This window comes from Geobacillus sp. Sah69 (assembly GCF_001414205.1).
GTDB classification, from domain to species: Bacteria; Bacillota; Bacilli; order Bacillales; family Anoxybacillaceae; genus Geobacillus; species Geobacillus stearothermophilus.
In genome coordinates, this window is the sequence record NZ_LLKS01000036.1 from 1 (window position 1) to 14,612 (window position 14,612).

15 protein-coding genes and 1 pseudogene are annotated in these 14,612 nt (G+C 50.3%); 7 read left to right on the forward strand and 9 right to left on the reverse strand.

The features are described 5' to 3' along the window. A pseudogene (locus AP057_RS09355) lies at nt 1-543 on the forward strand (DDE-type integrase/transposase/recombinase); the annotation flags it as partial. 427 nt (nt 544-970) lie between these two features. Here the strand turns inward: AP057_RS09355 and AP057_RS09360 are convergent. Further along, complete coding sequence (locus AP057_RS09360; RefSeq protein WP_055358601.1) at nt 971-2,392, reverse strand: SpoVR family protein; 1,422 nt, start codon at nt 2,390-2,392, stop codon at nt 971-973. 160 nt (nt 2,393-2,552) lie between these two features. Here AP057_RS09360 and AP057_RS09365 point away from each other — a divergent pair, with 160 nt between their 5' ends. Continuing rightward, complete coding sequence (locus tag AP057_RS09365) at nt 2,553-3,158, forward strand: DedA family protein (protein WP_055358625.1); 606 nt, start codon at nt 2,553-2,555, stop codon at nt 3,156-3,158. A gap of 29 nt (nt 3,159-3,187) precedes the next feature. On the opposite strand, the gene AP057_RS09370 is transcribed toward AP057_RS09365, so the two are convergent. Further along, nucleotides 3,188-3,436 (reverse strand): hypothetical protein, encoded by a 249-nt coding sequence (locus AP057_RS09370; protein WP_055358602.1) that lies wholly within the window; start codon nt 3,434-3,436, stop codon nt 3,188-3,190. 180 nt (nt 3,437-3,616) lie between these two features. On the opposite strand from AP057_RS09370, the gene AP057_RS09375 reads away from it, so the two are divergent. Further along, nucleotides 3,617-3,874 carry a YhdB family protein gene (locus tag AP057_RS09375; protein ID WP_013146280.1) on the forward strand — a complete coding sequence of 86 codons (258 nt, stop codon included), beginning with the start codon at nt 3,617-3,619 and terminating at the stop codon, nt 3,872-3,874. 47 nt (nt 3,875-3,921) lie between these two features. Here AP057_RS09375 and AP057_RS09380 read toward each other — a convergent pair whose 3' ends face one another. Both AP057_RS09380 and AP057_RS09385 read right to left on the reverse strand, forming a co-directional pair. Next, on the reverse strand, nt 3,922-5,679 hold the full coding sequence (locus AP057_RS09380) for a phospho-sugar mutase (RefSeq protein ID WP_055358603.1): 1,758 nt from the start codon (nt 5,677-5,679) through the stop codon (nt 3,922-3,924). Nucleotides 5,680-5,795: 116 nt separating this feature from the next. Next, nucleotides 5,796-6,242: a CBS domain-containing protein gene (locus AP057_RS09385; protein WP_011230073.1), complete on the reverse strand. Its 447-nt coding sequence runs from the start codon at nt 6,240-6,242 to the stop codon at nt 5,796-5,798. Nucleotides 6,243-6,423: 181 nt separating this feature from the next. Here AP057_RS09385 and AP057_RS09390 point away from each other — a divergent pair, with 181 nt between their 5' ends. Both AP057_RS09390 and AP057_RS09395 read left to right on the forward strand, forming a co-directional pair. Then, entirely contained in the window at nt 6,424-6,861 is a 438-nt protein-coding gene (locus AP057_RS09390) for a disulfide oxidoreductase (RefSeq protein ID WP_055358604.1), read from the forward strand. After that, nucleotides 6,858-7,334: a thioredoxin family protein gene (locus AP057_RS09395; RefSeq protein ID WP_055358605.1), complete on the forward strand. Its 477-nt coding sequence runs from the start codon at nt 6,858-6,860 to the stop codon at nt 7,332-7,334. The genes AP057_RS09390 and AP057_RS09395 overlap by 4 nt, the downstream gene beginning before the upstream one ends. A gap of 35 nt (nt 7,335-7,369) precedes the next feature. Here the strand turns inward: AP057_RS09395 and AP057_RS09400 are convergent, their stop codons facing one another. Then, nucleotides 7,370-7,768, reverse strand: coding sequence for a YhcU family protein (locus AP057_RS09400; RefSeq protein WP_055358626.1), 399 nt, complete (start codon nt 7,766-7,768; stop codon nt 7,370-7,372). A 138-nt stretch (nt 7,769-7,906) separates the two neighbouring features. Between AP057_RS09400 and AP057_RS09405 the strand changes: the two genes are divergently transcribed. Continuing rightward, the gene (locus AP057_RS09405; protein WP_033013887.1) at nt 7,907-8,806 is read left to right on the forward strand and encodes an RluA family pseudouridine synthase; all 900 of its coding nucleotides are present in this window, start codon (nt 7,907-7,909) and stop codon (nt 8,804-8,806) included. 74 nt (nt 8,807-8,880) lie between these two features. Here AP057_RS09405 and AP057_RS09410 read toward each other — a convergent pair whose 3' ends face one another. The 4 genes from AP057_RS09410 to AP057_RS09425 form a co-directional block, all read right to left on the reverse strand. Beyond that, complete coding sequence (locus tag AP057_RS09410; protein ID WP_013146287.1) at nt 8,881-10,221, reverse strand: hemolysin family protein; 1,341 nt, start codon at nt 10,219-10,221, stop codon at nt 8,881-8,883. 111 nt (nt 10,222-10,332) lie between these two features. Beyond that, on the reverse strand, nt 10,333-11,025 hold the full coding sequence (locus AP057_RS09415; RefSeq protein ID WP_055358627.1) for a zinc metallopeptidase: 693 nt from the start codon (nt 11,023-11,025) through the stop codon (nt 10,333-10,335). Nucleotides 11,026-11,176: 151 nt separating this feature from the next. Then, on the reverse strand, nt 11,177-12,004 hold the full coding sequence (locus tag AP057_RS09420; protein WP_055358606.1) for an aldo/keto reductase: 828 nt from the start codon (nt 12,002-12,004) through the stop codon (nt 11,177-11,179). 282 nt (nt 12,005-12,286) lie between these two features. After that, on the reverse strand, nt 12,287-13,549 hold the full coding sequence (locus AP057_RS09425) for a dicarboxylate/amino acid:cation symporter (RefSeq protein ID WP_055358628.1): 1,263 nt from the start codon (nt 13,547-13,549) through the stop codon (nt 12,287-12,289). A 240-nt stretch (nt 13,550-13,789) separates the two neighbouring features. Between AP057_RS09425 and AP057_RS09430 the strand changes: the two genes are divergently transcribed. Then, entirely contained in the window at nt 13,790-14,470 is a 681-nt protein-coding gene (locus tag AP057_RS09430) for a response regulator (RefSeq protein ID WP_055358607.1), read from the forward strand. Nucleotides 14,471-14,612 lie beyond the last annotated feature (142 nt).

Here is a 14,612-nt window from a genome sequence, read left to right on the forward strand (position 1 = left end):
GTCAAAGGGTGCTTGCATTACCTGTTCTTTATGTTGTATGCCGTCAAAAAGATCGTGCTGTCGTATCGCGTCTCGCCCAAGCGGGACACGCTCTCGGCCATCCAGGCCATCGATGATGTCCTGCGAAAGCTGCCGTCCCTCCCAGACGACTTGTCGTTTGTCGTGGATGGCAACCCGATTTACCGGCTGGCGCAACACTTCTTCGCCCAGCACGGGATTTCGTTTGACGTCCGCCAGGTGATCGGCCTAACCAACGAAGATCCGGTCTCGGAAGAGTTTCGCCCTCTCAAACAGATCATCGAGCGATTCAACCGGACCTTTAAAGGCAACTACCGCCCGACCCATGGGTTTGGTGCGGAAGAAGGCTCGGTGTCCTTTGTGACGCTGTTTGTGGCGTATTTCAACTTCCTGCGCCCGCATAGCGCACTCGAAGGCCGGGTCCCGGTCGTCATCCCGGAACTGGCGGATCTTCCGCATATGCCGGCCCGGTGGACGAAGCTCATCGCCATGGCACAAGCGTTTCTCCAACAAGAGGCGGCCTGACTTTTTTGTCCGCCGGAGCCCGTTGAACAGAACTCCTGCCGGATTCGGCGAAGCGAACCCTTGACCAACCGAACACCGCCAAAGGTAAAATTCGGTCATGGCAAGGGCGGCTTTCCTATTGCCTTCTTTTTGTCCCCGTCGCCCTTGACGACTCTTTCCCACCTTTGGCGGGTGTTGGTCAAGGGCGAATCCGGCCCTCCGCATGCCCCACGATGCTCAATGGTATGATCTGTGTGGAGTTTTCATAGAACTTTTGACGCTACCGAACAAACAGTGGTGAAGAATTTGTGACAATCATCACAAATTATCCACTCCATATTATTTCATAAAATCGGGGACGCTATCCGGCATGATTTCGAATAATTTGTGTCATTTTTCACATATTCATCGTGACAAACAAAAAAAGCAGGAGATCCCTGCCCTCATGTTATAAATATTTCCGATGCACCGTTTTCCCGTCATACGTAAACAACATCGGCTTTTCCTCGACGACCGTCTCCATATGGACCGGACGGCCCCACAACTGATAAATGTATGGGAGCACTTTTTCTAAATACTTCAGATCGAGTTCGATTCCTTCATACCAATGCTTCAAATACAACTCTCCGTTGCGCATATAATCGCCGTCATTGACCGTGATATACGGGAATCCACCGTTTACCCGCATGCTGACGAGTTGGTCGCGGATATGATCCCAGTTTTTGTCGACGATTTTATATTCTTTCCCCTGTTTTTGGAACAAATACATATCTTCGCGCATAACGAGCTCTTTCGTTAAATAGTTGCGCAAAAACGAAATGTCGGATTCGAGTTCGCGCACTTCAAAAATTTTCGCCCTCCCCGACCCCGGCTTGACGCCGTATTTTTTCATCTCCTCAGTCGGGTTGTTCCACCGCTCTTCAATGTCTTCAAAAATTTTCAGTCCTAAATAATACGGATTGATGCCAGTGCGCGACGGTTGCACGACGTTGGCGTTCAGTTTCGCAAATTCAATCGCCTCATCGCTCGTCAAATCCATCTCGCGCAAAATGCGCTGATGCCAATACGTCGCCCATCCTTCGTTCATGATTTTCGTCTCCAGCTGCGGCCAAAAATAAAGCATTTCCTCGCGCATCATCGTTAAAATGTCGCGTTGCCAATCCTCCAGTTCGCGGCTGTATTCTTCAATGAACAATAGCACATCTTTTTCCGGTTGCGGCGGAAACTTGCGCCGTTTTTTTCGCGGCGGCGTTTTCAGTTTGTCTCGCTCGTCAAGCGACCATAAATCGTCGTACGGCGTCGATGTTTTCGGAGGCTCCTCCTCTTCGTACACTTCCGTATCTTCCCACGTCCATGACAGCTTCGGCCGCAGGAGCGAGGGATCGATATGCTCCTGAATGGCCAAGATGGCATCCAAAAATTTTTCCACTTCCAATTTTCCGTATTGATGTTCATAATGCTTGATCCGCTCCGCTGTCGCCGCCATGCTTTCCACCATATCGCGCTTCGTGTTGCTGAAGCGGACGTTGTTTTTGAAAAAGTCGCTGTGGGCCAACACATGGGCGACGATCAGCTTATTTTGGATGAGCGTATTCGTATCGAGCAAAAACGCGTAGCAAGGGTCCGAATTGATGATGAGCTCGTAAATTTTGCTTAACCCTAAATCATAATGAAGCTTCATTTTGTAAAACTGTTTCCCAAAGCTCCAGTGGGAAAATCGCGTCGGCATCCCATAGGCACCAAACGTATAAAGAATGTCCGCCGGGCAAATTTCATAACGCATTGGATAAAAATCAAGGCCAAATCCTTCCGCAATTTCCGTAATTTCCGCAATCGCCCGTTCCAACTCTTTCAGCTCGTCCTGCCGCATCCATCTCCCCCCATTTTTCCTCTTATCACAATGTATGAGGGAAACGGTGTTTTGATACGTTCCATCGTTTGGCATGAACGCGCAGCGCCCCATTTTCATTTGTGGACCGTTGGCTTATAATGGTCATATACAAGAAATCGCGGCAAAGCGTGGTGGTCATTTGCAGCACTATTTGCATTATCTTATCGAACACTTCGGCTACATCGGCATTATGGTTGCGCTGATGCTCGGCATTGTTGGGCTGCCGATCCCCGACGAGCTGCTGTTGACATATGCCGGTTACCGCGTTTCAACGGGGGCGTTTTCGTATTCGCTCGCTTTTCTTTCCTGCTGGCTTGGAGCCATCATTGGCATCTCGCTCAGCTATATGCTAGGGATTACGCTCGGACTGCCGTTTTTGCATAAATTCGGTCCCAAGCTCCATCTTACAGAAAAACGGCTCGAGCAAACAAAAGCGCTTTTTTCGAAGCTCGGCCCAGCGGTATTGTTCATTTGCTATTTCATCCCCGGCGTTCGGCATCTCGCCGCCTTTTGGGCCGGCATGAACGCCTACCGTTGGAGAAAGTTTGCTTTGTTCGCCTACAGCGGGGCGATGGTGTGGGTCGCTGTCTTTTTGACGATCGGCGCCTATTTTGAAAGCCGCTGGATGGCCGTCAAGCAGTACATCCATGCCTACCGTCCATTCTTATTTCCAGTCTTTTTGGTCGCTCTTGGTTTCGCCATCTTCTATTGGTACATCCAGCAAAAGCGAAAAACACCGGGGTAATCTCCGGTGTTTTTCATTCTCTATGCGCGCTATACGTTCTCGCGCGGGCCGCGATGGTACGTTTCCGTCAGCAGACCCATAAACAGGCCGAATACGAACATAAACATCGAGGCCCCGATAATGCCGAGACTGATGATCGTCAAGAAATAGTCTTTGTTGTAAGCGCTTGCGATAAAAATAAGCAATAACAGTACAACTCCGACAATCAATCCCACTGACGCCATCCATTTGCACATGTTGATCATTTCTTGCCATTCGTGCCGTTTGTTCATTCTCATCATCCCATTATTTTGAGGATACTATCCTTGTCACAAAATCGCAACATTTATTTTTCCTTTTTCGTTTTCATTTCGGTTACAATTTATATTTTGCCTTCTGTCGCAACATTTACAGGGCAACAAAACGCCCCGCCGTCATACACTAACAATGACTCCTTCTTGATAAAGGAGGCATGCCGTTTGAACACCGTCGACTATGATAAGGCGCTCTATTACACGCATCGCTCCGAATGGGACAATTTGCTCATTTTAATGGTGCGTACGCCTGATGATATTTTGTCGAAAAAAATCGAAAAGTTTCTCCACGCTTATAATTTTGAACATGATTACTCCGTCATCCAGGAGCGGTTGCACGCCTTGCTTCGCTATATTGACCATGCGCTTGAAGTGAGCGAACAAAAAATGGGAGTCGAGCAGTACGCGCAGTTTTACTCGTAAGACGAACGGGGAATTGGCTGATGCCAATTCCCCGCAGATTGTGCTGATCATTGCGCATAAGAAGGAGAAACGGTGCTGAGCACATCCTTTACGCGCCGCATGACAGCTTCTGTTAAGCGGACTAGTTTTTCTTCGCTGTCCTCCAGCGACGTCCCTTTGACGCCAAAGTACGCCTTCATTTTCGGCTCCGTCCCTGATGGACGCAGACAAAACCACGAGCCATCCTCCAAGATATACTTGAGCACATTGGATGTCGGCAAATCAATGGCCGTTTTTTCGCCGGTCGACGTGTTCGTCCGCTCTTTCGTTTTGTAATCCTCAATCACCGTCACCTTTTTCCCCGCGGCCTCCACCGGCGGCTGTTGGCGGAACGACGCTAAAATCGCGGCAATTGCCTCTGCTCCTTCTTTGCCTTTCAGCGTGAGCGATCGTTGCTCCTCGCGATAATAGCCGTACTGGTCAAACAATTGCAAGAGCGCCTCATACAACGATAGCCCTTGCTTTTTATAAAACGCGCACACTTCCGCCGCGAGGACAGCCGCCTGCACGGCATCTTTGTCGCGGACAAAACCGCCGATCAGATACCCATAGCTTTCCTCATATCCGAACTGGAACGCATATTGCCCTGTTTGTTCGTATTCCTTCATTTTTTCGCCGATGAATTTGAAACCGGTCAACGTATCGACCGTCTCAAGACCAAACGATTGGGCGATCGCCCGACCAAATTCAGACGTCACGATCGTTTTTAAGACAACACCATTTTCCGGCAGAGTGCCTTGAGCTTTTCGTTGCGACAGCAAATAGTGGAGCAACAAGCCGCCGGTTTGATTGCCGGTCAGCACGACATAGTTTCCCTTGTCATTTTTAACCGCCACGCCCAGTCGGTCGGCATCCGGGTCGGTGGCGATCAACAGATCGGCGTTCACTTGCTTGCCCAACTCCATCGCCATGGCGAAGGCCGCGTGTTCTTCCGGATTGGGCGAGGCGACCGTCGAGAAATTCGGATCCGGCAACTCCTGCTCTTTGACGACAAAGACGTTTTGGTAGCCGAGCTCAGCGAGCGCGCGGCGCACCGGTTTGTTTGACGTGCCGTGAAGCGGCGTAAACACGATATTGATCGCTGTTTCCCGAGCGAGCTCTGGATGGATGGAAATCGTTTTGACCGCATGGATATAAGCATCATCGACTTCGCTTCCGATGATGCGAATAAGGCCTTTTTCTCTTAACGTTTTCTCATCTTCCACATGAATGGCGAGCTCATTTTCGACTTCATTGACATAGCGGATCACTTGGTCGGCGACAGCAGGCGGCAGCTGGCCCCCGTCCTCTCCATATACTTTATAGCCGTTATATTCGGGCGGATTATGGCTAGCGGTGATGACAATGCCGGCAAACGCCCGCAAATAGCGAACAGCAAACGACAGTTCCGGCGTTGGACGCAATTCATCAAACACGTATGTTTGAATGCCGTTCGTAGCCAACGTTTTCGCCGCCTCCATCGCAAATTCCGGCGACTTATGCCGGGAGTCATAGGCAATGACGACCCCGCGTTGCTTCGCCTCATCGCCAAACGATTGTATGTATCGCGCCAATCCTTCCGACGCTTTTCGCACCGTATACATGTTCATTCGGTTCGTCCCCGGGCCGATCTCGCCGCGCATGCCGCCGGTGCCGAATTCGAGATTTTTGTAAAAGCAATCCTCCAGCCATTGTTCATCATGGCGGCGTTGTTCCAACAACCGCTTCAATTCCGGATCAAGCTGCGGCTCACGCAGCCATTGTTCGTATTTTTGTCTCCAGTCCATCGCTGTTCCCCCTTGATTTTCATTTTCCCTGTTTATGTATTCGCTCCCATCATACAATATACCTGCCAAAAGAAAAAGGATGCCCTGGAAAAAATGTGGGCATCCTTTTTCTTCCATTACCCTTGCGGCTGCGAAGGTTCGGAAATGTTCGTCAGCGCCTGTTCGGCCGCTTCGTTTGATGCGCTGTTCGTCGCAATATCGCCTAAAGCGACAATGCCTTGAAGCTGGTTGTTTTCGACGATCGGCAAACGGCGAACTTGATGTTGGGCCATGACATTCGCGGCTTCCTGTACGCTCATATTCGGCGTACCGGTGACGACTTGGTTCGTCATGACCTCCGCTACTTTGACGGTCGACGGGTCTTTTCCTTGGGACGAAACACGCAACGTAATATCGCGGTCCGTAATCATCCCTTTGACTTGCCCGTTTTCCACAACCGGAAGCGCCCCAATATTTTTTTGGCTCATGATTTGCGCTGCTTCTTGCACCGTTTGGTTCGGCGAAATCGTTGCGACGTTTTTCGTCATAATGTCCTGCACTTTGTTTCCGCTGTTGTTCGTCAATGTGATCCTCCCCTTTCACCGATTAGTATGGCTCGTTTGTCGAGCAATATAGATAGAAAATGTTGTTTTCTTTCCTGCCCTTTTCCGGTTATGAATGGACGTGCCGTTTTCCATCCCTTATAATGGAGCTGAACAGTGTAAGATCGGGCAACGGTGTCTGCAACGGAAGAAGGGGAAAAGGATGGAACAAGAAAAACGCGCGGAACACTTGCTTTTGGCCGCATGGGCGACTGCGCTCATCGCCACCCTCGGAAGCCTTTATTTTTCGGAGGTGCTTGGGTACATTCCGTGCGACCTGTGCTGGTTTCAACGCATTTTTATGTATCCGCAAGTCATCATTTTAGGAATCGCCATCGTGCGCAAAGACGCTGCGGCAGCTCGCTATAGCTTCACACTTTCATTGATTGGCGGGGGTATTTCTCTGTATCATTACGGGTTGCAAAAAATTCCACTGCTTCAAGAATACGCCATCAAATGCGGCCGCATTCCGTGCACAGGGCAATATATAAACTGGCTTGGATTTATCACCATTCCATTTTTGGCGTTCACTGCCTTTATGATCATTATTTTGTTAAGTTGGACCGTCATGCGCCAGCAAAGAAAGGAGAGCGAACGTTGAAAAAACTGCTCGCATTTGGCGGCATCATTGTCGTCCTGTTCGCTGCGATCTCGTTTATTACGATGTACGAACAAAAAGAAGCTGCAAGTAACAATCATTACCATAAAAGTGAGCTAAACCCAGCCACCATCGCCCAACTTGACGATCCGAACTACCGCAACATTATTTTGCCCGCGGAGTTGAAACAGCAACTGGCTGACGGCAAGACGCTGACCGTTTACTTTTACAGCCCGACATGCCCTCACTGCCAGCGGACAACGCCGATCGTCGTTCCTTTGGCGAAACAGCTGGGCATCGACTTAAAATTGTTCAACTTGCTCGAATTTGAAGACGGTTGGGACATATACCATATTGAAGCAACCCCGACCATTGTCCATTATGAAAACGGCAAAGAGGCAAAACGCATCGAAGGATACCATGATGAAAAAACGTTTCGCCGATGGTTTGCCTCACTGCCAATGCCAAAAAAATAAGGAGCTGCGCCTTTTACAAGACGCAGCCCCTTGCCCTACATCACCCACTGGTTCACAGCGGGAACATACATGCTGCACGGCATCGACCGCTTATGGATAAACTGCTTGGCCCGAAATGGAAAGGTGATGCCATGACGAGCCAAAATGTTTTGGTTGCGGGCAAACAGCCATTCATATTGGTCGCACTCTCCATGTTCCCCCATATATTCGATGACGGTAATGAGCGACTGCAGCGCCGAAATGATTTGGAAAGCCTCCTTCATTGTTCCATTATATGCCACATGTTCGTGGTCCAGCGAAAGAATGCCCCATTCCTCAAATTGACGGATTTGTTCATCATCGAAGTAATACGGGAACACATCGGTATAAAAGTAGTTGAGCAAATACTGCATGTAATGCTCTTGTTCCGGAGTCGCTGCATACATCATTTTCAACGTCCATACCACCTTTTCTCGCCGCAATGCTTGCGTTCTCCATCACTAAGACGATACTATGAGTGTACCATATCTCGCGCAAGGATAGGGGTAGAAAGTGTTTCCACAGCTAACAAACAATTGGGAGTGTGACAACCTTTGTGGACAAGAAAAGGCGATTGGCTGGAATGCATCATCCCTAGCTGGTGGAGCGGTTTGACGATTGAACAGCTCCTGAAAGACGTATGGGCCGCCTCGAAAAAGCTCGCCCACCGTTGGCGGATGGAACACGGCGTCAAACTGAACGGCCAGGCTGTTCCCTGGAAGACGGTGCTCAACGAACGCGACCGGCTTCAGCTTTACGCATATGAGCCGGAGCCGTCGTTCATCGTTCCAGAATATCGGGAGCTTTCGATTTTATGGGAGGACGACCATCTGCTCGTCTTGAACAAAGAAGCCGGCATCGACATTCATCCGTCCGAACCGGGGCAAACCGGCACGCTCGCCAATGCGGTCGCGTTTTATTTGCAGTCGCAGGCAATTTTAACAAAAGTGCGCCACATTCACCGCCTTGACCGCGACACGTCGGGAGCGATTTTATTTGCCAAACACCCGCTTGCCGGTGCGACGCTCGATCGGATGCTCGCCCACCGTGCCATCAAGCGGACGTACGTCGCCCTTGTTCACGGTCGTTTGTCCCCGGAATCAGGAACCATTTCCGCGCCAATCGGCCGCGACCGCCACCATCCAACGCGCCGGCGCGTCTCGAAGACGGGGGCAAAAGCGGTGACACACTATCGCGTCATCAAAACATTCCCGTCAACATCGCTTGTCGAGCTTTCTCTCGAGACTGGACGGACGCACCAAATCCGCGTCCATTTGGCCCATCTCGGCCATCCGCTCGTCGGCGATGTGCTTTATGGCGGCAAACCAGTGTTTCATCGCCATGCGCTTCATGCCGCTAAGCTAACGTTCCGCCATCCGTTTACAAACGAAGAGGTCATTTGTCTCGCGCCAACAAGCGATTTTCCCACCGACCTTTCGCGCATTTACAATTGATCTACTCCGCCGTCCTTCAATGGAGGAGGGGATTTCTCGGCCGAAACGAGAAAAGGCAGACGCCCCCGTCTGCCTTACAAACGCAACTCCTCCTCTTCGGCGCCTGCCGCCTCCTCCTCTTTGCTCGGCTCTTTTTTTGCCACTTCCAGCGATTTCACATGATGGCCATCCATTTCCTTCACCGTAAACAAGTAGCCATCGATTTCTACACTCTCGCCTGGTTTGATATCATAATGCTTCGTTAAAATCCAGCCGCCGATCGTATCGACGTCATCATCGTCAATGTCCAGCCCAAGCAAGTCATTCACTTCGCTGATCAACACTTTGCCATCCAAGATCAATCGATCGTCCATTTTTTGAATCAGCGGCGTTTCATCAATATCAAACTCATCTTGGATTTCGCCAACGATTTCTTCCAAAATGTCCTCGACTGTAACCAGTCCAGACGTGCCGCCGTATTCATCGACCAAAATCGCCATATGGATGCGTTCTTTTTGCATTTTGACCAACAAATCGTGAATGGCGATCGATTCAATCACTTGAATGATCGGGCGGATATAGTCTTTCATCTGCTTTTCGTTGGACGGATTGGCAATAAAGTCCGTAAACACCTCTTTCACGTTGATGAGTCCAAGCACATGGTCTTTATCGCCGTCAATGACCGGATAGCGCGTATACTTTTCTTCGCGAATGATGTCCAAGTTTTCCTTGACGCTTTTGTTAATATCGAGCGCCACAATTTCTTTGCGCGGCACCATAATTTCTTTCGCTATGCGGTCGTCAAAACGAAAAATGTTATTGACATAGCGGTACTCTGACTGATTGATCTCCCCGCTTTTGTAGCTTTCTGATAAAATGAGGCGCAACTCCTCCTCAGAGTGGGCGATTTCATGCTCCGCCACCGGCCTGAGGCCAAACAGGCGCGTCACGAGCCGCGCAGAGTTGTTGAGCGTCCAAATGAACGGATACATGATTTTGTAAAACCAGATGAGCGGCTGAGCCGTAAACAGCGTAATCGCTTCCGCCTTATGAATGGCAAACGTCTTCGGCGCTAATTCACCGACGACGACATGCAAAAAGGTGATGAGCGAAAACGAAATGATAAACGCTAAAAAGTGGGAGACGGATTCCGATAAATGGAGGCGTTCAAACAGCGGCAGCAACATCCGCGCCACCGTCGGCTCCCCGAGCCAGCCAAGACCAAGCGAGGTGAGCGTAATGCCGAGCTGGTTCGCCGATAAATAGCCGTCCAAATTCGAAATCACTTTTTTCGCCGCGACCGCCCGTCGATTCCCTTCATTGACAAGCTGATCGATGCGCGAGCTGCGCACCTTGACGATCGCAAATTCAGAAGCGACAAAAAAGGCGGTGCAAGCGATGAGAAACGCCACCAACAGCAAACTGGCTATATCCAATTCGTCTCCGAGCGCGGATGAAGCGCCCAGGTTACACCTCCTGCACACAAAGGTTTCCATTGCAGCTGATAGACGATGATGCCGCTGGGCCGCCTTAGGCGGCCCAATATGTTACGATTCCTCATTATTGTTCCCTTGGGTGAAAATGAGCACATATTTCAGCAGTTCAAATACGGCGATCAACGTTGCCGCGACGTATGTCAGCGCCGCCGCGCCAAGCACTTTGTTTACGCCTCGCGCTTCATTTGGGGCGATCAACCCTTCAGCCAGCATAAACCGCTTCGCCCGTGCGCTCGCGTTAAACTCCACCGGCAAGGTAATGATTTGGAAGGCCACCGCCAGCGAGAAAAACAAAATGCCGAGTCCAATCAGCGAAAATTGATGGAGCACAAATCCAACGAGCAACAACAACGGCGCAACGCCCGAAGCGAAGTTCACAATCGGAAACATCCGGTGGCGAAGGACGAGCGCCGCGTAGCCTTGCTGGTGTTGAACGGCATGGCCAACCTCGTGGGCGGCAACGGAAATGGAAGCGATTGAACGCCCATAAAAGACCGGCTCCGACAAACGGACCGTGCGGGAAATCGGATCATAATGGTCGGACAATCGTCCCGGAACGACCTCAACCGGCACATGGTACAACCCGTGGCGGTCTAAAATCATGCGCGCCACTTCCGCCCCCGTCAACCCCGATGAGGCTGGAACTTCAGACCAGGCATTGAAATTGCTTGATACCTTCCATTGCGCCCAAAGCGATATCAGGAAGGCGATAAAAATGAAAATATCCATCGGATGGAATAGCATCACAGCACCCTCCGTTTTTTCAATGTTCATCAAATGTGTATACTATTATTTATTGTACTTGCTCACCTTTTCATACGTCAAACGGCTCGCTCCGGTTTCAAAAAAAAAAAAACAGCACCTGCATCGAGGCGCTATTTGGCTGATGGGGACATCAAAAATTGAAATTGTCTGGGTCAGGACCGACCCGTTTGTTCAAGTTCAACGCGTCGATCTGTTTCATTTCTTCGTCGGTCAGCGAGAAATCAAAAATATCAGCGTTTTCCTTGATCCGCGCCGGCGTCACCGATTTCGGGATCGTCACGACGCTGTGCTGCAAATCCCAACGCAACACGACTTGCGCTGGCGTTTTCCCGTATTTTTTGCCAATTTCAACGATTGTCGGTTCGGTTAAAATTTCCCCGCGCATAAGCGGCGACCATGCCTCAAGCTGGATGCCGTTTTCCCGGCAAAACGTAAGCAACTCTTTTTGCGTCAGGCGCGGGTGATACTCGACTTGGTTGACCATCGGCTTAATTTCGCAGTCAGCCAGCACATCTTGCAAATGGTGAATTTGGAAGTTGCTGACGCCAATCGCGCGCACATAGCCGTCTTTATACAGCTTTTCCAGCGCTTTGTACGTCTCTTTATACTTCCCTTTCACCGGCCAGTGGACTAAGTACAGGTCAACATAATCAAACCCAAGCTTTTTCAAGCTTGCATCAAACGCCTTCAGCGTCGTCTCATACCCTTGGTCGGTGTTCCATACTTTCGTCGTCACAAATACTTGCTCGCGCGGAATGCCGGATTCACGGATCGCTTGCCCGACCCCTTCTTCGTTTTCGTAAAAAGCGGCCGTGTCAATATGGCGATAGCCAATTTCCAACGCGGTGCGCACCGTGCTTTTTACTTCCTCGCCCTCCTTTACTTTGTAGACGCCAAGGCCAACCCAAGGCATTTTCACTCCGTTATGCAAAGTGGCGCAATCTTGCAGGCCGTTCATATCCTCTCCTCCTCGAGCGTCATTATAGTTTCATTATGGGAAAAGAGGGAAAGAAAATCAAAATATATGCTTGCTCTCCTTTCTCACTTCCCCGCGTCCCTCTTGTTCTTTCTTTAGGGGAAAATCAACGCAAAAACGAGGGGAAACGTTCCCCTCGCGCTGTTATTGCATTCCTTCTTTCATCCATTCGGCGATTTGCAGCGTGCGGCTCCTTTCCCGACGCAGTCAGAAACATGCGAACGGAAAAGCTGTCAATTGGACTTGCAGATCGGCTCCTGACTCTTATTTGGCCACGCTCATCGAGGCGCGCTCCACTTCAGCTTCGTTCGGATGAAACTCGTTTTCCATTTTCGAAACAACCACTGTCGCTACAGCATTGCCGATGATGTTCGTAATCGCCCGCGCTTCCGACATGAAGCGGTCAACCCCAAGCAACAAGGCGATGCCTTCGACCGGAATCATCGGAAATGCTGCCAACGTTGCAGCCAGTGTAATAAAGCCGGAACCGGTAACCCCTGCTGCCCCTTTCGAGGTGAGCATTAATACGCCAAGCAACGTCAGCTCTTGCCAAATGGTTAAATCAATGCCGTACGCTTGGGCGATGAAAATCGCCGCCATCGACAAGTAAATCGATGTGCCGTCTAGGTTAAACGAATACCCGGTCGGAACGACAAGGCCAACGACCGACTTCGAGCAACCGTATTTTTCGAGGCGCTCCATCAGCCGCGGCAGCGCCGATTCCGACGAAGACGTGCCAAGAACGAGCAACAATTCCTCTTTGATGTAGGCAAGAAACTTAAAGATGTTAAATCCGTAAAACTTCGCAATCCCGCCGAGCACGACGAAAATAAAGAACGCCATCGTAATGTATACCGAACCCATCAACTTTCCAAGCGACACGAGCGAACCAAGGCCGAACGTGCCGATCGTGTACGCCATCGCGCCGAACGCGGCGATCGGCGACACCTTCATAACCATGTTGACGACGCCAAAGAAAATTTCAGCGATTCGCTCAAACAACGAAAGCACCGGTTTGGCTTTCTCCCCTAACCCTGCTGCCGCCAAGCCAAACAGGACGGCGAAGAAGAGTACCGGAAGCAATTCTCCGCTGGCCATCGCGGCGACGACGTTATCCGGGATAATACTGAGCACGAAATCGACAAACCCGTGGCTCGTCTCTTCCGCCTGCTTCGTATATTGCGAAATGTCGCCGCCTTTTACTGCATCGGTATGAAACCCAACCCCTGGTTTGACAAGGTTGACGACGACAATCCCGATCGCCAACGCAAACGTCGTGACAATTTCAAAATAAATGAGCGCCTTGCCGCCGATGCGGCCGACCTTTTTCAAGTCGCCCATATTGCCGATTCCGATGACGACGGTGAAGAAAATGATCGGCGCAATCACCATTTTAATCAGCTTAATAAATCCGTCTGCCAATACTTTTAACTTCGCTCCGAATTCTGGAAATAGAAATCCGACAATGATCCCTAAAATAATGCCGATGATGACTTGCACCGTCAAGTTTTTCAGTTTTCTCCGCATTTCTCCCACTCCTTTCAATATATTGGTAACGCTTTCAACATTATCATAAAGAAAAATCGTTGAAATCAAAATATTATGGTGATAATGGTCGTTTTGGTCTTTTTGGTCTTGACCTTTTTTGTTGTTCAAAAACAAAAAAGCTTCCGCCCGCGGAAGCCTATTACGATCCTCTCTTTTATCATATCAGAGGAATCATGCTAAAATAAATGATAATGACCGTTTCGAAAAAAGAGGAAAAGCATGTACCGTGTACTGCTCATTGAAGACGATCCGATGGTCCAGGAAGTGAACCGGCAAATGATTGAACAAGTGGACGGCTTCACCGTCATCGGCCTCGCTGGAAACGGTGAAGAAGGACTCCACCTCATTCACGAGCTCCGTCCGGATTTAGCGATGATTGATATTTACATGCCGCAGCTGGACGGCCTTGAAACAGTAAAGCAAATCCGCGCCCGCGGCCATGAAGTTGATATCATCGCCATCACAGCGGCAAGCGACATTGAAACAGTGCGCCGCGTCCTGCAAAACGGCGCCTTCGATTACATTTTGAAACCGTTTAAATTTGAACGGCTCAAACAGGCGCTGGGAAATTACCGGGCGTTCCGCCAGTCGCTTGCAGAAAAGGAATCGCTCACCCAGGCAGAACTCGATGCACTACGGCAAACGGCTGAACAACCTGCCGCCTCGCTCCCTGAACTTCCGAAAGGATTAAACGAAGTGACGTTGGAAAAAGTCGTCGCCTACTTGCGCCAGCACCGCTTCCCTGTTTCCGCCGAGGAAGTGGCCGAGGGCGTCGGCATCGCCCGTGTGACGGCCCGCCGCTACTTGGAATACCTTGAGAAAACGGGACAAGTGATACTCGATGTGCAATACGGCGGCGTCGGACGCCCCGTCAACCGCTATCAGTTGAAACGACTATAGCCTACCCGGTAGCCCACACGATTAACCGGGTGGGCAACTCTTCTTGTTTTCGCGGAACATTTCCTGTCTCCAGCCAATGGTAAAGAAGGTGAAACGCTCTTTCCCCAAGCGTAAAATGGGGGAGCGCCACTCGTCGCCGCTG

What these genes read in the sequence shown, in the direction of transcription:
- AP057_RS09420 (WP_055358606.1), bottom strand. Translation starts at nt 12,004, where the DNA reads ATGAACGGCCTGCAAGATTGCGCCACTTTGCATAACGGAGTGAAAATG.
- AP057_RS09390 (WP_055358604.1), top strand. Translation starts at nt 6,424, where the DNA reads ATGGAACAAGAAAAACGCGCGGAACACTTGCTTTTGGCCGCATGGGCG.
- AP057_RS09430 (WP_055358607.1), top strand. Translation starts at nt 13,790, where the DNA reads ATGTACCGTGTACTGCTCATTGAAGACGATCCGATGGTCCAGGAAGTG.
- AP057_RS09380 (WP_055358603.1), bottom strand. Translation starts at nt 5,679, where the DNA reads ATGGACTGGAGACAAAAATACGAACAATGGCTGCGTGAGCCGCAGCTT.
- AP057_RS09370 (WP_055358602.1), bottom strand. Translation starts at nt 3,436, where the DNA reads ATGAGAATGAACAAACGGCACGAATGGCAAGAAATGATCAACATGTGC.
- AP057_RS09425 (WP_055358628.1), bottom strand. Translation starts at nt 13,549, where the DNA reads ATGCGGAGAAAACTGAAAAACTTGACGGTGCAAGTCATCATCGGCATT.
- AP057_RS09360 (WP_055358601.1), bottom strand. Translation starts at nt 2,392, where the DNA reads ATGCGGCAGGACGAGCTGAAAGAGTTGGAACGGGCGATTGCGGAAATT.
- AP057_RS09415 (WP_055358627.1), bottom strand. Translation starts at nt 11,025, where the DNA reads ATGCTATTCCATCCGATGGATATTTTCATTTTTATCGCCTTCCTGATA.